Origin of the sequence: Paenibacillus sp. FSL E2-0177, from assembly GCF_037992975.1 — a bacterium.
GTDB lineage: Bacteria > Bacillota > Bacilli > Paenibacillales > Paenibacillaceae > Paenibacillus_AQ > Paenibacillus_AQ odorifer.
In genome coordinates, this window is sequence record NZ_CP150307.1 from 2,102,599 (window position 1) to 2,123,221 (window position 20,623).

The following is a 20,623-nucleotide window of genomic DNA, read 5'->3' on the forward strand; positions in this document are numbered from 1 at the left end:
ATAGTACCTCCATATAAGAACGTATGTTTGTGTAAGAGGGTAAAAGAAAAGCCATTTCTGGCTAAAATATTAAAAAATTATTCATTGTTTTTAATTTGATATATAAGCTTTCTTTTCATTTCTCGGTACCTTCTGAGAGCATCCTCGATGACTTCAAGTTCATCTTCGGTGTATTTTCCTGGTTCTCCAATAAGTGGTACTTCACTGCGCCCCATCAAATAATCAGCGGAAACATTAAAAAAGCTAGCAAACTTGTCCAATGTTACTAAATCAGGTTTGCGTGATTCATTTTCATACCCGGAAATTGTCGATTCAGCTAGACTGAATATTGCTCCGAATTCCTTCATCGTTAAACCTGCTGTTTTGCGTAATTTGCGAAGATGGCTCCCACGAAACATTATCATCACCTTAGATAATTAAATTACTTTTTTTTATTATCTTCAATCTGATGTATTAGTTTGCTCTTCATTTCTCTATATCGTCTAAGAGCATCCTCAATCACTTCAATTTCATCTTCCGTGTATTCGCTAGGTCCTCCATAAAAAGAGAGGTTTGTTTCCTCAGACCGTATAATATCAGTTCGTCCAAAAAGATAGTCTGTAGTAACCTCAAAGCGATCTGCTATTTCATTCGCGAGTTTGAACGAAGGTTCTCTCTCGTCACGCTCATACATTCCAATTGCACTTTCACTCAGTTTGAACAAAACCGCGAGTTCTTTTTGAGTTAAGTTATTTGCTAAACGAATTTCGCGTAGCCGGTTTCCAAAAGTAGCCATCAATTCATCACCCACCACTAATATAACACATACTGTGTTATTTATTTATAAAAAACACAAAACGTGTTGACAACACGAAACGTGCGGTGTATATTTGATTCAACAACACATAACGTGGTTTTTGAGAGGTGGTGCATAGTACTGATGAAAGAACTTATTGCCAAAAGGCTGATTAGCCTACGTGGAGATGATTCAAGAGAAGAGACCGCTCAGGCTGTTGGAATTAGTGTGAGTGCATTGCAAATGTATGAGAATGGTCAGAGGGTTCCTCGGGATGAAATTAAAATTAAATTGGCATCACACTACAAACGGACTGTTCAATCAATTTTTTTTGACTAGCAACAACACGAAACGTGTTCTTTTGAAAAAGGAGGTTCGAGAAACAATGGCTGTCCCACTAGAGGCACTGCATACACATACCTTAAGAGGTGATGTGATGGTTCAACAAAGCAGAATGGATTTGCCAGAAGCAAACATCGTTGAAACTTATCAATTCGGGGAGAGCAAAGTACACATCTGTGATAACTATGTAGCTCAAACACCCGAAGCCATTCAAAAGGTGCTAAAGAATCTGCACGCCAAAGGCTGGGATATTGCTCTTAAACTTCGGGAACAAGGGATTGAAGTTTAAACTGAACCCCCGCCGTGCTAAAACGGCTGCGGTGGGGGTGGGAGAATGTGGGCAAGGGGAATTGCTTAATAAAAGCATACATCATTCCCTTGTCCAATAGCACCTAACTAATTTGGACAAATAAGGGGGCAATAAGTGTGGCAGTTGGACATTTTCCAGGAGCACTTCAAGAAGTGCTTAAAAGAACAGGTGATTCATATCAAAAGGCTGGACGAGCTGCACATGTTGACGGTTCACAGATAGGGAAAATCATAAGCGGTACTCGTAAGCCATCTAAGCCAGTTATGCAAGCCGCAGTTAGACACTACGATGATATTCAGTTGATTATCGGCGCAGCAGAAGAGGTTACAGGTGGTGCGTGTGTACCTTACTTAGATGGCGCTGACTTACATCCGAGTTCAACATACATAAAAACAATCGAAGAGATGCAGGAAGCATTACTGGCTTTGCAGTCAATTCCAATCACTAAGAGATCAGACCAGTTGACGCCTGCTGATCACGAGAACGTCAAAAATGGACTAATGGAGCAAATCGAAGCCATAACTGCACTTACGCATAATACAGCAGTCCTTTGTCGGAAATATGATATTTCTTACCTTGGATTATGGGCGGATCATCGGAATGAACTGAGACAAAAAAAATATATGAATTGAGGTTTTTTTATGAGTATCGAAGATTTGGAAGATCAAGCGCGGTTTGAAGCTAAGAACGCTAAGCGGAATCTGAAAATGATCAAACGCCAGGCTGAGCATATTGATCCGATCAAGTTAAAACGAAATATTCGTTGGCTAGAAATGCTGATCTGGTTGCATGAATGTGAAATGCATCATGCTAAAGAACAGCATAAAAAAGCCCGCCTGGCACGGCGGACCTCATTGAGAACCCGATTAAAATTTCTCGTTGCGTCTATTTTACGCGATGCCCCTAGTAAAAGCAAGGAGGGAACAGCTTGAGTGAACAAGACGAAATTCAATTTGCTAAAGCTCTTGCTGAATTGTATGTGAAACGCAGAAACGAGTGGTCATCTGCTATAGACCACGTACTGAAAACGGAGATTACCGCTGCAAACAATCAGGTCATGAGTTCTGTAGAAAATTTTTATCTTGCAGACAGGCAACAACAAAAAGCTTCGGGCAGGTGGAATCAGATTGTTGAAGTCGTAGAGTTTCTACCAATGAACATCAAAACACTCGTAATGCAAGAAATAGACAGGATCAAATGATGAAGGGCTTCGGCCCCTGTCTTGGAATGTCGGACCTTAGAAATAACCTTCCTCCGTCCGGGATTCCAAGATGCGGCTGACGCATCACAATTTAATTTGAAAGGGGAATGGCATTATGATACCTGATCACTTACTTCAGGATCGTTACTGGCGGGGGCTGCTTCATATCTTTATGAATCATAACAAGCTTAAACAATTATTGTCGAAACCGGAATTTGTTGATTTTGAAGAACTTACTGTCCACGTGGATGAATTGATTAAAGCTTCAAAAGGTTGGAGTCCTTCCGAGAGATTTATGCTCACATGTGCTCTTCATTTATTCAATGGCATCAACAAAATTGATCTTTCACAGGCAGACCGTTTAGATGACAAGAGTACAGCAATCCTGCGAGAAGCTCTGCAACTTCGCTTAGCGAGATAAGGAGGCGATTGATATGCTTCTTGTTCTCAAGGGTGATACAGTCCTAACAAGCTGTGGCCTGTCCGGTGAGGTACTGGATATATGGGGCATTGCCCGACCTTGGGCTAAGCTTCGAAAGGACAATGGAGAATTAGCATTCATCCTGCGTACGAATGTCACAGAAATTATAAATCGCCCCAAACCGAAGAAGGGAAAACGATGATTATAACAGAGGTGAGCTTATGCCAACAGATAGCTTTCCTTTTCCGATCTTCTCCGGGTTATTTTCGCCGCAACACTATGAAAAAATAGGATCGGCGATATGGCTATTTGCTTGGTGTGTTAGCTCCACGACTAAGGAAGTCGAAGAGGACGGAACAGTTTGGGGACTTGTCCTGGGTGGCAAGCCGATGAAGCTTTCTGAAATCGGTGAGAACTTTGGGGTTACCGATAAAAGCATCAGCAGATGGATAAATGATCTCCAGAACCACGGTTACATCCATATCACTAGAGCGCCCCGGGGTTTGATCATAAAGGTTAGAAAGTCCAAGAAAGGCATATTGAAGAGATCAGACAAAAATGTCCGTTCGCAGGATAATGATCAGACAGAAATGTCCGTTCACAGCGACAGTGATCAGACAATTTTGTTCGATCAGCCCGACAGTGATCAGACATATTTGTCCATTCACAATGACAGTGATCAGACATATTTGTCCGTTCACAATGACAGTGATCAGACAAAAATGTCCGATCATGAAGCGATTTTAACGAGTGATCAGACAATATTGTCCGATGCAAAAGATATTAAAGATCTTATTACTACTACTACTATTTTAGAAAATGAGTTTTCAGAAGAAATTAGCCCAGATCCTAAAACGGACGGGATGATCGCAATTTTAAATGCTTATTGCAAATTGCATGATAAGTTCGACATTCACGTCTCCACAAACGATCGCGAAGCCATGGGTAAGATGGTCGCCGCAGGGATGCCAGTACCCTTTACCATCACAACTATGGAGAGCCAATACAAGGCAAAGCGAAAACGCGAGGGAGAAGATTTCGAGCAGCCAAACAGTTTTACTTATTACGTGAAAGGCTTGAAATCAGCATGGCGGAACGCTAACAAGACTACGAAGCCTAAAGGGTCAATAACCCAAACACCAATGCCAGCACCGCCGCAGCGACTAACCAAGCAGCAGCAAGAGCTTGCAGACCTTAAACGTCGAGCAAAGGAGGCAAAGCAGCTTGAAGAGAGCACAAGTTATTGATCTACTCATTAAGCTCAAGGAAGAATACGCACATCAGATTGATACCAGTGACACAGAAATAGACCGGCTCCACGAGAACCTTAAAGATTTCCCATTTGACGTAGCCTGTAAAAACGTGGAGCAGCACATGCTTACAAATCCGTGGCCGCCGAAGATTGCACAGATCCGTGGAGGTTTGGGTGATTTACGAGATCAGCGAAAAGCCAAGGATCAGACAGCGGAGTATTTTGCAGAAAGGGACAAGGCTCAAGCTGCTGCTAAACCTATGCCCGCCGGATGGAAGGAGGAACTTTATGCGCGACTTAAATCGGGAACAGCCGCACGACATTGAAGCCGAATGGTCTATCCTTGGAGCGATCTTGATTGATAACACGGGAGAAGCGATAGATAAGGCGATTTCTGTTGCACCGGAAGTATTCTATGATCCGATGAATCGGACAATCTTCTCAGGAATGGTGGATCTTCACAATGCCGGTGAAGAAATTGATATTCGCTCTCTTACAGGGATAATGCTTCAGCGTAAGAGCCTAGATAAGGTTGGCGGCGTTCATCATCTTACCCGTATAGCCCGTTCTTCTCCAACAGCAGCGAATATCGAATATTTTATTGGCATCATAAATAGCAAATTCACCTTACGTCAAGCCCTGAAGGATGCTCATGCACTCATTGATATGGTGTATGAAAGCGAGGATGCCGATAGTGTCGTGTCCTACGCTCTCACCAAGTCAGCCGCACTTTCTGATCAGTCTGTCTCAAAGCAAGATTTTAAATCCACCAGAGTAATCGGAATGGCGCTGATTGATACGATCGAGCAGCGTGTAAGCAACCGACTCAGTGGAACCATTAGCGGGAGAGAGACCGGATTTGTGGATTTGGATAAGCTGACAGGTGGATTTCAAAAGCAGGATCTAATTATAGTGGCAGCTCGTCCATCCGTTGGTAAAACGGCATTCGCCTTAAATATTGCTCAAAATGCGGCTGCGATATCGGATGATCCGATTGCAGTGTTCAGCTTAGAAATGTCAGAGCAGCAGCTCATGCAACGTATGGTGTGCGCTGAGGTTAATCTCGACGCTAATGACCTGAGAATGGGCGATATCACCAGTGACGATGATTGGGGTAAGTTGACCATTGGTATTTCCTCTCTTGCAGACAAGAACATTTTCATTGCTGACGATCCAGTTGTCACAGTGCATGATATTCGAGCTAAGTGTCGGCGTTTGAAAAGAGAACAAGGTCTTGGAATGATCATTATTGATTACTTGCAGCTGATCCAGGGAAGTAGTGGAAAGCGTGGCGAGAACCGACAACAAGAGGTTTCAGAAATTTCCCGAGTGTTGAAGCAGATAGCTCGTGAATTGGATGTGCCAGTTATCGCGTTGTCCCAGCTCAGCCGGAATGTTGAACAGCGCCAGGACAAACGTCCGATTATGAGTGACCTTCGTGAATCAGGTTCAATTGAACAGGATGCCGATATTGTCGCTTTCCTTTATCGGGATGATTATTACAACCAGGAATCCGAGAAGAAAAACATTATCGAAATCATCATATCTAAGCAGCGTAATGGCCCTACTGGAACGGTTGAACTTCTGTTCCTCAAGAATTTTAATAAGTTCGTGAATTACGAACGGGCGCATGCCAATAACTTGCCGCAGCCAGCCTGAGAATATAGAAAGCCGGGCATTGGTGCAGAGTAGGCGCAAACGGTTCATCAAGAAAGGAGGTCAGACCATGAGTTTTGCCTATGATAAAGCAGCAGAAATATTAAAGAATCCCGAACGGTGGGTAGCCGATGAAGGAGGTAGCCGGATTGTTGTTGTGTATAAGAATAGACAAGAAAACTACTCTATTGCAGAAATCATGAATAGCAATCCGCCTTACTTAACAGAAACAATAGAAAATACATTATGGTTTCGAACGGTAGATTTAGCAAGGCAATACGCTAAGAAAGAAATGTATGTTGAAGCAAGATTCAAAAAGGCTAAATGATACGCAGTACGAATAGATAGCGAAGGAGTGAAGGATATGAATAAAAATCAAATTGGTTGCGTGGAACATGCCTTGAGAAATCAGAATCGGTTTTACGCTTCATCGGACGACAAAGACTGGAATGACCTTGTTGAAAAAGGGTATGCAACCAAGCACCCAGGCTGGGAAGATAGCATGGCATATTTCCGAGTAACAGGCAGTGGGAAAAAAGCGTTGAGTGAAATTGATTAGCGAATGAATCTGTGAAGGAGGGATTCTCTGATGAGCACACTATCACCAATCCATCCGCAGGCTGTTAATATGATAAACATTGCTCTTAACCAGGTAAGCCGCAGAGGTAGAAAAATCGAGCGAATGCAGCTTTATGTATGCCCGCGGTCAGAACTAGCTCAGCATCAGGCCATTCAGACAGCTTTCGGTGACTTGCGGATTCATTTAAATGATTTTGTTCCTAAAGGATATTCTTATGTACTAGAAGATCCAGGCGGAGATAAGAGAGGATTTGCTTGGGTATCAATACCTAAAAATGCGAGGATAACAGAAAATCGGCAAAAGGAGGCGTAGAAGTGATCATCAAAACAGTCAAAAATATTAATTCGCCAGCTGGAAGTATTGTTTCAGGAGTGTCATTCCGGGCGCAGCGTGAAAAGAATGGGTACAGCATAACATTCGGAGAATTCAAAGGTCAGTATATCCCAGCATCATCAGCAATCATAATCAGCGATATTGTTCTAGACGAAGACGGGAAAATGCCGCGTGGATCTAGATATGCATAATGGACAAAGAAAAGACCCCTAAACCTTGGCCGGGCGGGGTCGATAAACGGTAAATAATACCTCAAACCCATTATAACACAAAGGGGAATGAGGGGAATGGCAATGGTGTGGGAACAAGGGGAATTGTTTCCGAGTGCGAACAAGGCGGATATTGCAAAGACCAAAATGCTGCTCCGCAAATATCCAGATATGATGTTAATCGTTAATGGATTGCAAGTGAGAACGGAGCTTTCAGCGGATGAAGAAGCCATTCTTAAAAAATGGGGTCCAACCATTAAGAACATGGAATTGGCGATTGAATCAATAATAGATGATGAGGTAAAACAAATCATGAAATATCGGTTCATTAGTCGTAATCCGCGTAAGGCTGCTGTCACTAGATGGTCGTCATTCACTGACCGTTCGCTTGATCGGAAGATTCAGGAAGGTATTGAGTCTGTAGCTGGAACACTTAAGTTGCTCGGCATAATCTAAAACATGTCTGTTTTACGTCTGTTTTGCGTCAGCATTACGTCTGTAGAATGGATTTAAAGTAGGGACATAGGGAAGAAGTTATTCCCAGGTGTCCCTGCTACCCTTAATCGTGGCAGGACTCGTCAGAGCTGAGCAGTGATGATGCCTGTTGCCATAGCAACGGTTTTAATGGCGGAACTGATAGCACAAGTAGCAAGTAGATGTTGCGGCGGTCTGATGCGGGGTAAGAGAGTTCAAAATCACTCTCGAAGCGCTCCGCCCGGGCGCGATATGAGCATAAGGGATATGTTGCGGCTTAAGCCGTCCGTGACCGTGCAAATACGGGTATTTATAATATGGTCTCATGGATCAGAGGGTTCGATTCCCTTCAAGGCCATAACGAATAGCTAGATAACAAACAAGGTCGCTCATTGATGGAGGCTTATTTATTATATCCGGGGGGTGAGTGAAATGGAGATAAGGTGTCTCCGAGAGCCACCGGAGAAGCAGCAGCCTTCTAAGTGTAAAGGGTGTGTCTGGGGTCGCTGGGAAGCGCCGGTTCAATTCTGTTCAAAGCCCTTGGGTTGCATCAAGTTCGGTGTCGGTGAGTGCAAATGAATTTTGTTTAGCCGATTCGCGGCCCGGAAAAGTTAAAGATAAGGCAAATACAAGGCTTCCTGTGTATGTAACCGTTGTGTGTTGCTTTGTTGTTGATAAGTTAGTAGCCGCAACGATAGTCGATCATATCAAGCCATGTCTTGATGACTAGACGACGAAAGAGTTTGGTGATTTTGGTTTGAGGTAAATATTGGATTGATTGTATTTTTAGAATATAATTCAATATAGAGTAAATTAAAGAATGGAGAGTTAGAGTGACAATTCAGTTTGTAGATAAGCACCATACCGATAAGTTCTTTTTTAAACCGAAATCATTTAACCAAATGAAGCACAGTGCGACTGTAGTGATTGATACCAACGTTCTTCTTTCAGCATATCAGTGGAGAGAGGTAACTCTTAGAGAAGTCTTAGATACCTTAAATGATCTATCAAACGCAGGGAGACTTAGGATTCCTTCTCATGTAGTTAAAGAATTCATGGATCAAAGGCCAAAAAGGATTGTGGAAACAAACCAAAAAATAGAGAAAGAACTTCTATCAAAGATTCAGAAACCGCCTCAACTAATCTCCACTGTTCCATTTATTGATTTGCTAGATGAATCAAAGCAGTATTTAGAAGCCGAAGAGGAGTTTCTAATACATTTTGAAAATTACAGAAAAAAAATAAAAGAAATAATAAAAAGTGTTAAAGGATTTATAAATAATGATCCGGTGTTAGATACTCTTGAGAGCCTAATTGTGGATTGTTATTTTGAACTTACTCCTGAAGAAATCTCAAAAATTGAAGCAGAGACAAAAGAACGAATTAATAAAAAGATTCCGCCACTAACTGGCGGAGATAAAGGAAAAAAAGAAAACTTTGATGGGGACTTTATTATCTGGAAACATATATTGTCCATTGAGAATGATGTCATTTTTGTAACATCAGATGCAAAAGATGATTGGGTAATAAAAGATCATCAAAATCAAGTATTATCACCTAGAAGAGAACTGGTTGAGGAGTTTTATGAACAAACGAATGGGAGCACGTTTTCTATTTTGTCTCCAAAGGATTTTGTTACTCTTTTCAATCCGAACATGGATACCGATATAGCAAATGATTTAGAAAAAGAAGAAAATGAAAATTCGGATTTGTTCAATTTTGTGTTGGGTGTATTTAATAAATACGATCCACTAGGGCTCTATTATCTAACGAAAGATGAAAATGAATATAGTTCTGAAGTTGATACTTTCATCCATAATATTCCTAATCACCCATCAAAAGAAAAGCTGAGTCAAAAACTTAGTAAGACTATTTACCAATACTATGGAGTAACTGAGGATTTACATTATGGTCCTCAAATGATTGAAGAAATATGGAAGTTCATTCATGAGCATGCTGAATAGGTATTCTCTCTTAGTTTCAAGAACTTTTTTCGAACTAAACATATTATGACCGTATATTGACTTCAGTTTGAACCGGACGATATGTTTTCCATAATACATAGGTAATAACATACTTATTTGATGGTCGTTCATACTAGGGCGGCCTTTTTGTTTTCTTATGGAGGATTAGTGATGAAAAGAATAAAGAATTTGAAGGAACCGCCGATATTTAAACGACTGTTTAACTGTAAGGGGTGTATACGGGAAATTTGGGAGGCATCTGTTTGTTTCTGTTCCAATGGCAGTGTAAGGGCGGACGGTGGTGAAGGGATATGAACTTTGTTCAGCCGATACGCGACCAAGAAACGATTGATGAAATCAAGGAATTCCTCAAAGGTCAATCCGATCGGAATCACCTAATGTTTGTTTTTGGCATTAATACTGGCCTACGCATTCAGGACATATTGAAGTTAAGGGTTAGAGACGTTAGTGGAGATCAGATTGTAATGACGGAAATGAAAACAAAGAAACGGAAGTTCATTCAGATCAACCCAACGTTGAAACGAGATATCAAGAAATATACGGCTGATATGGATAAAGACGATTATTTGTTTCCGTCAAGGCAAGGTGGTAAAAACAAGCCAATCAAACGAGACATGGCTTATAAGGTGATGCGGAAGGCTGCTGATGAATTTGGATTAGTGGACATAGGCACGCACACGCTGCGGAAAACCTTTGGTTATCACATGTACCAAAAGACCAAGGATATTACGCTTGTTCAAAATCTGCTGAACCATTCAGATAAGAGTATCACAATGAGGTACATCGGTATGGATCAAGATATGATGAACAATGCAATGAATCGTTTTGGCCTATAAGTTATTCATATTTAGCGAGTATATAACTGATCATTGGGAAGTGTTCATAATCCCTTATTTATCAAGGGATAGCAGCAGTTCAGTAAGTTATGCTCTCTATTAAGATATGAGGAACTGGTATTCTATGCAAAGTATGCAATTTTACCTATGTTTTGTTGTAATTATTAATTGAATAGCAGCAGAAATAAGCCCTTTTAAATAAGGGTTATTTTGTGTTGTTGGCCTAATAACGCTAGTGAATATTTATACATTGAGCATTAGAGGAGGTTGGATAGATGCCATGGTGGATTTATTGGTTGTTGTTCATCGCTTCTAATGTGCTGATAATGTGCAATCGAATAGGAAAGGGATGATGAAGAGAATGAAGGTTATTTACAAATGCATGGTATGTAATTGGAGTGTGGAGGGTCGAAATAAAGACGGCATACGATGTCTAGATTGCGGCGGTCCAGTAATGCCATGCCCAGCGATCGAGGCAACAGAAAGGATAGAGAGAACGCCAAGCAAGAGAACAGATGTCTTACCGCTGGAACGTAAGGGATTGACAGTATCGATCAATATCATGAATTTAGATCCACTCAAACGTGCTGTTCAGATAATGTGTGATGTTTTTGAGGATGAGCGCATTCCCTTGGAAATTAGGGCAGAGTACCTTGATAAGTACAACGGGATTGAGTGGGAAGCAGATGCCGAGCAAACCTAAGCGTCCGTGTGGTAAGACAGGCTGCAGAGAGCTGTCGGACAAGGGATACTGTGCCAATCACCGCAAGGAGAAAGACAGGCGGCGTGGGACCTCAGCCAGTCGAGGTTATGGTCACAAGTGGAGGAAGGAACGACTGGAGTATTTGGAGCAGCATCCGGTATGCGTGATTTGCAAGGCTGCTGGAGTGATAGAGGCTGCGACTGTGGTCGATCATATCATTCCACATAAGGGCGACGATAAGCTGTTCTGGCGCAGGAGTAACTGGCAACCGTTGTGTGCTTCACACCATAGCGAGAAGACCGCAAGAGAGGACGGTGGGTTCGGTAATGGTTAAAGAGATCAACGTTAACAAGGCTGCTCTTGACGTTGTTCAAGTGCTCGCGAAGCATGAGATTCCAATCTATATGATTGGACAAGTCTTCCAGACCGCGTTCAAAACGGTGGAGAGCCAGAAGGTCAGCCCGCCTTGACCCCGGGGGGGCCAAAAAAACTTTTAAAAATGAAATGGAATAGACCGCATCGGACATTAACGCAAATTTTTTTCGTTTTTTGAAACTTTTTAGAAATTGGAGGTGCCCTCATGGCAGGGAGAAACGCCAAGCCGGTTGCTCTGCACATTGCAGAGGGCAACCCAAATCGTTTGACCAGGGAAGAGATTAAGCAGCGGGAAGAATCCGAGCTAAAGCTTGGGCAAAGTGATTTGAAGAAGTTGAAAAAGCCCAAGTACATTTCTCAGGATAAGATCGCTAATAAGCTTTGGGGCGAGTTGATTAAAGAGTATCAGGAATCAGCTAAACAAGGAGTTGCGTTATTAACCAGTTCTGACGTTGGGACATTTGCATTGTACTGTAAGACGTACAGTGAGTATGAAAACCTTCTTGACCAGTACCAACGCTTGGAGAACATCATTATTGATGAACACATTCTGGATGAGTACATTGGAGCGGCTGAGGCTGAACAGGAAGTGAATTTAAAGGCGCTTCGATATCTTTCGCAATTAGCTAGTTTAGAGGGGATATTGAAGGTTGAGACTGCGATCAATAAAAAGGTGGATATGCTCCTTAAATTGCAGGACCGCCTATTCCTTAATCCACTGGCTAAAATCAAAAATGTGGCGATGCCAAAGAAAGATGACAAAAAATCCTCCGCAATGGCCCAATTCTTGAATAGAAGAGCTGGCGGCCATGGCACATGATGAGCAACGTGCGCTTGAACCGATTGAGTTTATTCAAATGCTCCATGCGGTTGACGATTTCTATGGTCAACCGTTTATACTGCTTGACTGGCAGTATGACATTCTTCGGAATGTTTATGGCACGGTAACCGAGCGCGGTTATCGGCAATACCAATACGCTTATTTGGAAATCCCAAAGAAGAATGGGAAAACAAGTCTTATCGCGGCTGTTTCTCTTTATCATCTCGTTTGTGATCCACCAGGTGGACAGATTTACTGCTGCGCAGCTGATAAGGAACAGGCCAAGTTGGTTTACAAAGCTGCTGCCGCAATGATCGAGCAGGAACCCGAGTTTGAAGGTATTTTAAAGGTGCTGGATAGTTCCAAAGAAATTAGAAACTTGATTACTGGTACCGTCATGAAGGTTCTTTCAGCTGAAGCTTTTACCAAACACGGGATTAATCCTACTGTTGTTATATTCGACGAGCTTCACGCCCAGCCAAACCGCGATTTATGGGATGTTATGACCTTTGGTGCAGGAGCTGCCCGTAAAGAACCGCTTTGGTGGGTAATAACTACAGCTGGAGATGATCCAGATAGAGGCTCCATTGGTTGGGAACAGCACGAATATGCAAAACAAATTCGAGATGGTGAGAAAGAGGACCCATCTTGGTATGTAAAAATATACGGAATTCCTGAAGATGGTGAGGATGAGAACGGGGGTAAGATTGATATCTTTGATGAAAACCTTTGGTATGAAGTTAATCCAAGTCTGGGTCATACGATTGACATAGAAGCCGTAAGAAAAGAGGCGCTAACCGCTCGGAATAAGGAGTCGGCAGAGCGCCTTTTTCGTTGGCTGCGGCTTAATCAATGGATCTCATTAAAGAAAACAGGTTGGCAACCGCTCACTTTATGGGACAAGACGGGCGGAGAGTGGAATTTATCAGAACTTGAAGGTAAACGATGCTATCCAGGGATTGACTTGTCCAGTACAACGGATATTACAGCGGTCTGTTATTTGTTCCCACCACAGGAGGGAGTTCCAGACTGGAGGGTGGTTTTTAACGCTTGGATTCCGGAAGACAACATGAAAGAGCGGGTCAGACGAGACAAAGTTTCCTATGATAGATGGGTCAAACAGGGATATCTCCTTACCACACCAGGTGATGTCGTGGATTATGACTTTGTTGAGACGAGGTTGCTAGCAGCTAACGAACAATACGCTGTTCAGACACTTGGTACGGACCCTTGGAACAGTCGAATGCTTGCCCAAAGACTTATGCGTGGCGGTGTTGATGTGGTCGAAATTCCTCAAGATATGAAACACATGAGTCCTGCCATGAAGATGATTGAACAACTCATGAAGCGTGGGCTTATGAGTCATGAAATCAATCCAGTTGCACGATGGTGTTGGGGAAATATTGTTGTAGCTATGGACGGTAACGAGAATATTAAACCCATGAAGAACAAGTCAAAAGAACGCATTGACCTCATTGTGGCCATGATTAATGCGATGGCAACCGCCATGTTGTTTGAAGAAATTGATTTGGGTGTTGAAGAGTTTGCGGAAGATGATTTCTTGAAGAAGTTATGGGGCTGATATCCCGAAGGGAGTGGGTGCATGTGTGAAACAGAATTTATTAACGCGTATGTTTGGCTTTAGCCGGAACGAGATTGAAGTGCGTAGCCATGAAGTGGGTCTTAATGACCGGAAATTGTTGGAGTGGCTGGGATTGGATGTGGGATCAGGTGAAGTTAATATCAAGGGCTGGAACGTGCTTAAGGTTGACACAGTTTACGCCTGCATCAAAGTCCTATCTGACGCCATATCTAAGTTACCGCTGAAGGTGTACCAAGAGGACGACTCCGGGATTACCAAGTCAGCAAGGCATTACTTGTATCGACTATTAAAGCTGCGTCCCAATCCGTACATGTCAGCAGCGGACTTCTGGAAGGCAATTGAAGCGCATCGAGCGATGGGGAACGCGTATGCTTCCATCGAATTTGATAAGCTTACAGGCAAGGTAATAGGGTTATGGCCAATGGATTCTAGTAAAGTCAGGGTCATAGTTGACGATGCTGGAATATTGCCGGACCCTACGCTACGTATTGCATCCAAACAGACGCGGCTATGGTATGAGGTGGACATAGGTAACGGTCAAAAGCGTAAGCTGCTGCCGGACGAGGTGCTGCATTTCAAGGGCAGTATCACCTTGGACGGACTCATCGGTGTGCCTACCATGGATTACTTGCGAACATCTGCCGAAAATGCGGCTTCCGCAGGCAAGTTTATTAACAATTTTTATAAGCAAGGCCTTCAAGTTAAAGGGTTGGTGCAATATACCGGCGCTTTGGATGAAGGAGCTAAAAAGGTATTTGTTGATAATTTCGAAAGCATGACATCCGGCCTGAAGAATAGCCATCGGGTGGCTATGATGCCTTATGGTTATCAATTCACGCCGATATCCATAAGTATGGCTGATGCGCAGTTCCTTCAAAACACGGAACTGACTTTCCGGCAGATTGCCAATGCTTTTGGCGTTAAAATGCACCAGCTCAACGACTTGGCGAAGGCCACATACAGCAATGTGGAGCAGCAGCAACTTGCATTCTATTCCGACACACAGCAGCCGATTCTCACGACCTACGAGCAGGAACTTTCTTATAAGCTGTTCACAGATTCAGAACTCGATGACGGGTATTATTGCAAGTTCAATGTTGATTCAATTTTGCGTGCAGATCTGAAAACCCGTTATGAAGCGCATGGTAAAGGAATTGAGAAGGGATTTATTACACCGAACGAGGCAAGAGCTGCTGAAGATAAGCCGCCGATGCCGGGCGGGGATCAGTTGCTGTTCAACGGCAACGTCATTCCGTTGACCATGGCAGGTCAACAATATGTGAAGGGGGGTGAAGAAACTGAGCCAGAAGAAGACGAACCCGACTCCGGCGAAGGAGAAGAGGGCCATGCCAGTGACACTGGAGATTCGGGAGACGGAAGCGACGGAGGAGGAAACGAGTAAGCGAACCATTACCGGTGCGATCAAATATGACACGGATAGCGAGGAAATGCGGGATTGGTACGGTGATACCTTTGTGGAGCAGATTGCTTCCGGTGCGTTTGACGAAAGCCTTGCTGCACGTGATGTGGTAGGTTTGTGGTCGCATGATACATCCCAAGTGCTGGGCAATACCAAGAGTGGTACGCTGCGGCTCACGAGCAGCAAGCAGGAGCTACGCTTTGAATTGGATCTGCCGGATACTACATCCGGTAACGATGCTTTTGCCATTATCCAGCGTGGTGATGTAGATGGCGTTTCCTTTGGGATGCGAGTCATTAAAGAAAAATGGGCATCGGAAACCCGAGAGGATAAAAGTAAGCTTTACAAGCGTTCCATTTTAAACGCTGAGCTGTACGAGATTTCCCCAGTGGCATTCCCCGCCTATCCAGCCAATGAGGTTTCCGCCCGAAGTCTGGAGGATTACAAGGCTAGTGAACAACGGGCTGCTGACCAAGTATTAAAACAGAAAATGTTAATTGAGCTGGAGCTGATCTGATCGGCTCTTTTTGTTTGTCCAAAAACCATTATACGGAGGTACACAAATGAATAAAGAATTGCGAGATCTGCTTGCCAAACTGGAGCAGCGTAAAGTAGAGGTACGGTCTTTCCTAGCTCAGGATAAGACGAAAGATGCTGAAGATCTGATGAATGAAGTCCGGTCCCTACAATCAAAAGTAAAAATGTTGCAGGAAATCGAGAGCGAAGAACGCGACAACCTGGGTGGCGGCGAGGAATTGGGTGGCCGTGCTACCGATATGGAGAAACGCGAGGATGCAGAATTAGAGAAGGAATACCAGGGAATTTTCCTCCGTGGCCTCCGCCGTCAAGGTGTGACGGCGGACATGCGGAGTGTAGTGAAAGAGTATGAGCGCCGCGCTGTGATGAGTGAAGGAGAAACCAACCCAGCAATCCCTGCAGGAGATTCTCATTTGCTGGTTCCGAAGGACATTCAAACCCAAATTTTTACCTTTATGCGCAGCTTGGATGATTTGTCCCAATACGTAGATGTCATTAATGTAAATACCCTGTCCGGTACTCGTGTGATGGAGAAGATCCAAACGATGATCCCATTCCCGGTCATTGACGAATACGCACCAATCTTGGAAACGGACAATCCAAGTTTTCAGGACATTTCCTACAAAGTGCGTAAACGCGGTGGTGTTCTCCCGTTGACGAATGAACTATTGGCCGATAGTGATCAAAACTTGATCGCCTATATTACGGATTGGATCGGTAGAAAAGCGGTAGTTACTCGCAACACGCTAATTACTACCTTGGCAAACACATTGCCCAAAGTGCAATTGGCTTCCTTCGGGGACGTCAAACGCGTGCTTAATGTGGATTTAGATCCTGCAATCAGTCAAACATCAGTGATTATGACCAATCAGGACGGTTATAACTGGTTGGATCAATTGGTAGATAGCCAAGGCCGCCCACTATTGCAACCTGATATTACATCCCCTACGGGAATGGTTTATAAAGGGCGTCGGATTGTAGTGGTGGCGAATCGCTATTTACCAAGCGACGCCGTCAATGGCAAAGCACCTATCATCATCGGGAACCTTAAACAACTGATTAAGCTGTTCTCTCGCAAATTCTTCGAGTTGGCTTCCACGAAAGAGGGTGGTGACGCCTGGAGACGGGACACCACGGAGTTCCGGACGATCATGCGGGATGATATCAAGATTTGGGACCCGGGAGCGGCCATTTTCGGTCAGTTGGACATTTCGGACGAAGTATAGGGGCTTAATGTCCCTGTCTTACTACTATAGCCGGATCGTCCGGCAGAAGGAGGCCAATCATGGCTAAAACAGCAGAAATGTATGATGTTCTGAAGGTATTCCGGGACAAAGAGACCAAAAAACGCTATATTGTGGGTGCTTCGTTTCCCGGGGAGGACCCAGAACGTATTGCGGAGCTGCAAGAGGGGGGCTATTTGGCGGTTGAACCGCAGGCACCGGAAGCCCCGAAGCCCGCTGAGAAGAAGGGTAAAGCGGGCGAGGTGACGCCGGATGCTGACGACGCTGGCAAAAGCTAGGCTGCTGGGTGTTGATCCGGCAAACGATATGACAGATGCAGAGCTGACGGCGCTGCTCACCGTGGCTTCCGCAGCAATTGAAGAGAGGTGCTGCCGGAGCTTCAAGCTTCAGCAGTACACCGGGCGCGTGAATGGGATGCGTGGGCAGTATCTATATCTGCCAAACTATCCCGTACACTCCATGTCCATCTATGAAAAGCCGGAGTATCCCTTTTCAGATATTGAGACACTGGATAACGGCGTGTTCTTCCGGCGCTGCGGTTGGCCGGGCGGGGAGCGCGGGCTGTCCGTGACCTACACTGCCGGTTACGTGCTGCCGGAGGATGCAACGGAGGAAAACCCGTCCACTCTGCCGGAAACACTAGAATATGCCTGTGTACTGATGGCAAAACACCTTCAGCGTGAGCATGGGGTGTCATCAGAGAGGGTTGGGGATATCTCAGTAACCTATGCGGCAGCAGAAGCGGACATGCCTATGGCAGTAAAGTCTTTGATTAATCCCCATATCAGACCAGAATTATGAGGTGAGAGCATGGCAGGATCAAGAGCAAGGGCACGGCGAGTTGGTGTGCAAGTCACTGGCGAGGATAATCTGCGGCTTCTAGCCGAGCGGCTTCGCCCATTGACTAAGAATAAGATCCGTATTGGTATGCAAGGTGATGCCGAGCTGGCTATGATTGCGGGTGTACACGAGTACGGCAGTATTAAAATGAAAATTCCGGCCCGTTCATTCATTGGTACAGGCAAGAAGAAAGGACAGGCTCCTATAGGCAAGTTGGTCCGGGTTGGGGTAACAGAGATTGCCCACGGTCGCAAGCGGGTAGACGAATTGTTTACGGAGATTGGCGAAATCGGGCTAGACCGAATGAAGAAGAATTTCGAACGGATCAAGCAACCGCCATTATCAGCCCGTTATGCCTCAAGAAAGACCGGCTCCCGAAAGTTGCTGCACCGGGAAGACGAGCTGCGCGACTCCCTGATTTATGACATTGTACCGAAGGGAAGATAATCATGCGGCAATTTAGATTTGCTGGCGTCATTCGAAAATATTTCAGACCTTATACCCTGATCCGAGACAGTGGAGGTGCGTGGATCAAGGGGAAATGGGTTCCAAACTCACCGGAACGACTAATACGGAGCGGCAGCATCCAGCCTGTGAGTGCTCGATTGAAAGCGACAGAGGGCGGTAACTATACCGAGACAGATCGTATGTTATATACGACTTCCAAGCACAGTACTGGTGAACGTATTGACTACATGGGCGTACAGTACACCGTTAATGAATCACCAGATCGAGAGTATTCCGATATCAATCAATTTCTGCTGCGGAAGGTGGTCGCCAATGCTCCCGTTTGAGGATATTAGAGTTGCCATTGTTGAGGGTATGGAATCGGCTTCCGGTGGTCTGGTCGTTGAAATGAACGGCGGAGGGGATACTCCTTCCGGTGATTTCATGACTTATAGTTTCGTTGGCGGCTTCGATTCCACCGGCGGACAACCGATCATTACCCAGCAGTTAGGAAAGCAGTACAGGATGGAGACGGTGACATTTACCGTCTCTTTTAATTGTTATGCGGATGACTCAGACGTAGCTCTAGTTAACGCCATGAGGGCGAGAGATTGGTTTAAGTCAGATGGACATGATCTGTTAAAGGACAAACTTGACGTGATCGTGATTGAGATTGGAGAGATGCAGAACCGGGACATTAACATTGGAGAAGAGTGGGAACGGCGTCAGGGCTTTGATGTTGAGTTTCGGGCCACAGATGTTGTGATAACGGATATGTCAGGCTGGATTGATACTGCACCAATACAAAGGAGTGATAAGTTTTGAGTATTAGCGACGTTACTGTAAACATAGCTGTACTGAAGCCAACACCTATTTTGGGTGGGTTTGGCAAACCCTTAATTCTAGGGTCCAGTACAGCGGGTAAAGAATTTAAAGATTACTTAGATATAGATGCCGTGAAGACTGATTATGCTGCCAGTACCGAGGAATATAAAGCGGCGGCTGCGCTTTTTGCACAGAAGAACCCGCCAGCAGAAATTGCGATTGTATCTAGGAGAACGGGCGCAACACCTGAGACATTGACAGATATTTTACCAAAACTGTTTTTGAAAGATTGGCATTTTCTCGTTACGACGAGCACGGCTGCTTTGGACATTACCACTATAGGTGATGCTATCGAGGCAGATAAATCCAGACAATTTTTCTTCCGTACAAGCGATAAAGCCGATTTGGCTACAATCTTGGCTAAGAAATATACTCGAACATATGGTTTTTATCATATTGCAGCAGAAGTTGCTAAATATCCAGAAGCATGCTGGATCGGTGCAGCTGGAAGTCTCCCACCTGGCTCGATTACTTGGATGGGATGGACACTAACTGGTATTGCACCACTGGATGTTACAGCGACAGAGTTAGCAGCTATCCATGCACTTGGTGCCAACACATACGTGACCAAATCGGGAACTAATGTCACCAGTGAATGCAAGTCTGGTAGCGGTGATTATATCGACTTCATTCACTCCCAGGACTACATTGTTTTTAGCATTCAATACGCCGTACAAGATTTATTCAATCAGGCACAGCACGCATTACAAAAGATCAGTTACAACAATACGGGTATCGCTCAAATTGAGAGTGCCGTTCGGACGGTTCTGCATCGGTCATTTCTAAATGGCATGATTGCTACTGACGATGATAACGTTCCATTGTATAACACGACGTTTCCACCACGTAGTCAAGTTGATCCGGCACAGGTGGCAGCACGCAATTATCCAGATGGAAAGTTTGAATTTGTTCAGGCGGGAGCCATACACAAAACGGCCATTCGTGGCACTATTAAATTTGCATAGGAGGGGTTAGGGTGTCAGAAGCAAAAACATATGATGCAATGGACGTCTCTGTAATTGTTGGAGGCGTCTTTTTAACGGGATTCGGAGAAGACCTAGTAACTGTGGCGAAGGACGAAGAAAACTTTTCAACTAAAGTAGGGGCGCAAGGAGATGTGGTCCGAACGAAGGTTAATAACCCACTTGGCACAATTACTGTTACCCTTCAAAGCACCAGCCCACAAGCCGCATATTTGGATGGACTGGCTAACAGCCAGAAGATTGTACCTGTATCAGTTATGTACTCGGGTACGCCAAAGGAAACGAATACTGCAACACAAGCTTATCTGAAAAAACCAGCTGACCGGGAATATGGCGGAGAAGCTGGCGATCGTTCCTATGAGTTTCAATGCCTTGATTTAAGCATGAACTAA

The 20,623-nt window shown here is 44.3% G+C and carries 34 protein-coding genes; 32 read left to right on the forward strand and 2 right to left on the reverse strand.

Annotated elements, in window-relative coordinates; genetic code table 11:
* Positions 1 to 77: 77 nt before the first annotated feature.
* Together MHI25_RS09130 and MHI25_RS09135 are read right to left on the reverse strand one after the other, a co-directional pair.
* Positions 78 to 404: a helix-turn-helix transcriptional regulator gene (locus MHI25_RS09130; RefSeq protein ID WP_340395664.1), complete on the reverse strand. Its 327-nt coding sequence runs from the start codon at positions 402 to 404 to the stop codon at positions 78 to 80.
* A 17-nt stretch (positions 405 to 421) separates the two neighbouring features.
* Positions 422 to 775 carry a helix-turn-helix transcriptional regulator gene (locus tag MHI25_RS09135; RefSeq protein WP_340395270.1) on the reverse strand — a complete coding sequence of 118 codons (354 nt, stop codon included), beginning with the start codon at positions 773 to 775 and terminating at the stop codon, positions 422 to 424.
* A gap of 141 nt (positions 776 to 916) precedes the next feature.
* On the opposite strand from MHI25_RS09135, the gene MHI25_RS09140 reads away from it, so the two are divergent.
* From MHI25_RS09140 to MHI25_RS09295, 32 genes are all read left to right on the forward strand, one after another.
* A complete protein-coding gene (locus MHI25_RS09140; RefSeq protein ID WP_340395665.1) occupies positions 917 to 1,114 on the forward strand; it encodes a helix-turn-helix transcriptional regulator in 198 nt (65 codons plus the stop codon).
* 46 nt (positions 1,115 to 1,160) lie between these two features.
* On the forward strand, positions 1,161 to 1,406 hold the full coding sequence (locus tag MHI25_RS09145; RefSeq protein ID WP_340395271.1) for a hypothetical protein: 246 nt from the start codon (positions 1,161 to 1,163) through the stop codon (positions 1,404 to 1,406).
* 137 nt (positions 1,407 to 1,543) lie between these two features.
* Entirely contained in the window at positions 1,544 to 2,059 is a 516-nt protein-coding gene (locus MHI25_RS09150) for a helix-turn-helix transcriptional regulator (protein ID WP_340395272.1), read from the forward strand.
* Between the two features lie 9 nt (positions 2,060 to 2,068).
* Positions 2,069 to 2,359, forward strand: a complete 291-nt coding sequence (locus MHI25_RS09155; protein ID WP_340395273.1) for a hypothetical protein — start codon at positions 2,069 to 2,071, stop codon at positions 2,357 to 2,359.
* Positions 2,356 to 2,628: a hypothetical protein gene (locus MHI25_RS09160; protein WP_076316756.1), complete on the forward strand. Its 273-nt coding sequence runs from the start codon at positions 2,356 to 2,358 to the stop codon at positions 2,626 to 2,628. Before MHI25_RS09155 ends, MHI25_RS09160 begins: the two co-directional genes overlap by 4 nt.
* Positions 2,629 to 2,743: 115 nt before the next feature.
* The gene (locus MHI25_RS09165; RefSeq protein ID WP_036679401.1) at positions 2,744 to 3,049 is read left to right on the forward strand and encodes a hypothetical protein; all 306 of its coding nucleotides are present in this window, start codon (positions 2,744 to 2,746) and stop codon (positions 3,047 to 3,049) included.
* 13 nt (positions 3,050 to 3,062) lie between these two features.
* On the forward strand, positions 3,063 to 3,251 hold the full coding sequence (locus MHI25_RS09170) for a hypothetical protein (protein ID WP_036679404.1): 189 nt from the start codon (positions 3,063 to 3,065) through the stop codon (positions 3,249 to 3,251).
* A 19-nt stretch (positions 3,252 to 3,270) separates the two neighbouring features.
* Positions 3,271 to 4,296, forward strand: a complete 1,026-nt coding sequence (locus MHI25_RS09175) for a hypothetical protein (RefSeq protein WP_340395274.1) — start codon at positions 3,271 to 3,273, stop codon at positions 4,294 to 4,296.
* Positions 4,274 to 4,627 (forward strand): hypothetical protein, encoded by a 354-nt coding sequence (locus MHI25_RS09180; RefSeq protein WP_340395275.1) that lies wholly within the window; start codon positions 4,274 to 4,276, stop codon positions 4,625 to 4,627. The genes MHI25_RS09175 and MHI25_RS09180 overlap by 23 nt, the downstream gene beginning before the upstream one ends.
* The gene (dnaB, locus tag MHI25_RS09185; protein ID WP_340395276.1) at positions 4,590 to 5,960 is read left to right on the forward strand and encodes a replicative DNA helicase; all 1,371 of its coding nucleotides are present in this window, start codon (positions 4,590 to 4,592) and stop codon (positions 5,958 to 5,960) included. Before MHI25_RS09180 ends, dnaB begins: the two co-directional genes overlap by 38 nt.
* A 67-nt stretch (positions 5,961 to 6,027) precedes the next feature.
* Complete coding sequence (locus tag MHI25_RS09190) at positions 6,028 to 6,285, forward strand: hypothetical protein (RefSeq protein ID WP_340395277.1); 258 nt, start codon at positions 6,028 to 6,030, stop codon at positions 6,283 to 6,285.
* A gap of 36 nt (positions 6,286 to 6,321) precedes the next feature.
* Positions 6,322 to 6,516, forward strand: a complete 195-nt coding sequence (locus MHI25_RS09195; protein WP_340395278.1) for a hypothetical protein — start codon at positions 6,322 to 6,324, stop codon at positions 6,514 to 6,516.
* A 30-nt stretch (positions 6,517 to 6,546) separates the two neighbouring features.
* Positions 6,547 to 6,849 (forward strand): hypothetical protein, encoded by a 303-nt coding sequence (locus MHI25_RS09200; protein WP_340395279.1) that lies wholly within the window; start codon positions 6,547 to 6,549, stop codon positions 6,847 to 6,849.
* Between the two features lie 2 nt (positions 6,850 to 6,851).
* Positions 6,852 to 7,061 (forward strand): hypothetical protein, encoded by a 210-nt coding sequence (locus MHI25_RS09205; RefSeq protein ID WP_036681171.1) that lies wholly within the window; start codon positions 6,852 to 6,854, stop codon positions 7,059 to 7,061.
* A 96-nt stretch (positions 7,062 to 7,157) separates the two neighbouring features.
* Positions 7,158 to 7,535 carry a hypothetical protein gene (locus tag MHI25_RS09210; RefSeq protein ID WP_340395280.1) on the forward strand — a complete coding sequence of 126 codons (378 nt, stop codon included), beginning with the start codon at positions 7,158 to 7,160 and terminating at the stop codon, positions 7,533 to 7,535.
* Positions 7,536 to 8,386: 851 nt separating this feature from the next.
* The gene (locus MHI25_RS09215; RefSeq protein ID WP_340395281.1) at positions 8,387 to 9,517 is read left to right on the forward strand and encodes a PIN-like domain-containing protein; all 1,131 of its coding nucleotides are present in this window, start codon (positions 8,387 to 8,389) and stop codon (positions 9,515 to 9,517) included.
* A 311-nt stretch (positions 9,518 to 9,828) separates the two neighbouring features.
* Positions 9,829 to 10,374 (forward strand): site-specific integrase, encoded by a 546-nt coding sequence (locus MHI25_RS09220; RefSeq protein ID WP_340395282.1) that lies wholly within the window; start codon positions 9,829 to 9,831, stop codon positions 10,372 to 10,374.
* A 454-nt stretch (positions 10,375 to 10,828) separates the two neighbouring features.
* Positions 10,829 to 11,077, forward strand: coding sequence for a hypothetical protein (locus MHI25_RS09225; RefSeq protein ID WP_340395283.1), 249 nt, complete (start codon positions 10,829 to 10,831; stop codon positions 11,075 to 11,077).
* Positions 11,061 to 11,411: an HNH endonuclease signature motif containing protein gene (locus tag MHI25_RS09230; RefSeq protein ID WP_340395284.1), complete on the forward strand. Its 351-nt coding sequence runs from the start codon at positions 11,061 to 11,063 to the stop codon at positions 11,409 to 11,411. The genes MHI25_RS09225 and MHI25_RS09230 overlap by 17 nt, the downstream gene beginning before the upstream one ends.
* Positions 11,404 to 11,547, forward strand: coding sequence for a hypothetical protein (locus MHI25_RS09235; RefSeq protein WP_340395285.1), 144 nt, complete (start codon positions 11,404 to 11,406; stop codon positions 11,545 to 11,547). Before MHI25_RS09230 ends, MHI25_RS09235 begins: the two co-directional genes overlap by 8 nt.
* 110 nt (positions 11,548 to 11,657) lie before the next feature.
* Complete coding sequence (locus MHI25_RS09240; protein WP_340395286.1) at positions 11,658 to 12,272, forward strand: terminase; 615 nt, start codon at positions 11,658 to 11,660, stop codon at positions 12,270 to 12,272.
* Positions 12,262 to 13,854 (forward strand): terminase TerL endonuclease subunit, encoded by a 1,593-nt coding sequence (locus MHI25_RS09245; protein ID WP_340395287.1) that lies wholly within the window; start codon positions 12,262 to 12,264, stop codon positions 13,852 to 13,854. Before MHI25_RS09240 ends, MHI25_RS09245 begins: the two co-directional genes overlap by 11 nt.
* A 49-nt stretch (positions 13,855 to 13,903) precedes the next feature.
* On the forward strand, positions 13,904 to 15,277 hold the full coding sequence (locus MHI25_RS09250; protein ID WP_340395666.1) for a phage portal protein: 1,374 nt from the start codon (positions 13,904 to 13,906) through the stop codon (positions 15,275 to 15,277).
* On the forward strand, positions 15,222 to 15,812 hold the full coding sequence (locus MHI25_RS09255; protein ID WP_340395288.1) for an HK97 family phage prohead protease: 591 nt from the start codon (positions 15,222 to 15,224) through the stop codon (positions 15,810 to 15,812). The genes MHI25_RS09250 and MHI25_RS09255 overlap by 56 nt, the downstream gene beginning before the upstream one ends.
* 46 nt (positions 15,813 to 15,858) lie before the next feature.
* A complete protein-coding gene (locus MHI25_RS09260; RefSeq protein ID WP_340395289.1) occupies positions 15,859 to 17,058 on the forward strand; it encodes a phage major capsid protein in 1,200 nt (399 codons plus the stop codon).
* Positions 17,059 to 17,117: 59 nt separating this feature from the next.
* Positions 17,118 to 17,354 carry a hypothetical protein gene (locus MHI25_RS09265; RefSeq protein ID WP_340395290.1) on the forward strand — a complete coding sequence of 79 codons (237 nt, stop codon included), beginning with the start codon at positions 17,118 to 17,120 and terminating at the stop codon, positions 17,352 to 17,354.
* Positions 17,329 to 17,877 carry a phage gp6-like head-tail connector protein gene (locus MHI25_RS09270; RefSeq protein ID WP_340395291.1) on the forward strand — a complete coding sequence of 183 codons (549 nt, stop codon included), beginning with the start codon at positions 17,329 to 17,331 and terminating at the stop codon, positions 17,875 to 17,877. The genes MHI25_RS09265 and MHI25_RS09270 overlap by 26 nt, the downstream gene beginning before the upstream one ends.
* A gap of 9 nt (positions 17,878 to 17,886) precedes the next feature.
* Positions 17,887 to 18,363, forward strand: coding sequence for a hypothetical protein (locus MHI25_RS09275; protein WP_340395292.1), 477 nt, complete (start codon positions 17,887 to 17,889; stop codon positions 18,361 to 18,363).
* 2 nt (positions 18,364 to 18,365) lie between these two features.
* Positions 18,366 to 18,710, forward strand: a complete 345-nt coding sequence (locus MHI25_RS09280; protein WP_340395293.1) for a hypothetical protein — start codon at positions 18,366 to 18,368, stop codon at positions 18,708 to 18,710.
* A complete protein-coding gene (locus MHI25_RS09285; RefSeq protein WP_340395294.1) occupies positions 18,697 to 19,188 on the forward strand; it encodes a hypothetical protein in 492 nt (163 codons plus the stop codon). The genes MHI25_RS09280 and MHI25_RS09285 overlap by 14 nt, the downstream gene beginning before the upstream one ends.
* On the forward strand, positions 19,185 to 20,213 hold the full coding sequence (locus MHI25_RS09290) for a DUF3383 family protein (protein ID WP_340395295.1): 1,029 nt from the start codon (positions 19,185 to 19,187) through the stop codon (positions 20,211 to 20,213). Before MHI25_RS09285 ends, MHI25_RS09290 begins: the two co-directional genes overlap by 4 nt.
* A gap of 11 nt (positions 20,214 to 20,224) precedes the next feature.
* Positions 20,225 to 20,623 carry a phage protein gene (locus MHI25_RS09295; RefSeq protein ID WP_340395296.1) on the forward strand — a complete coding sequence of 133 codons (399 nt, stop codon included), beginning with the start codon at positions 20,225 to 20,227 and terminating at the stop codon, positions 20,621 to 20,623.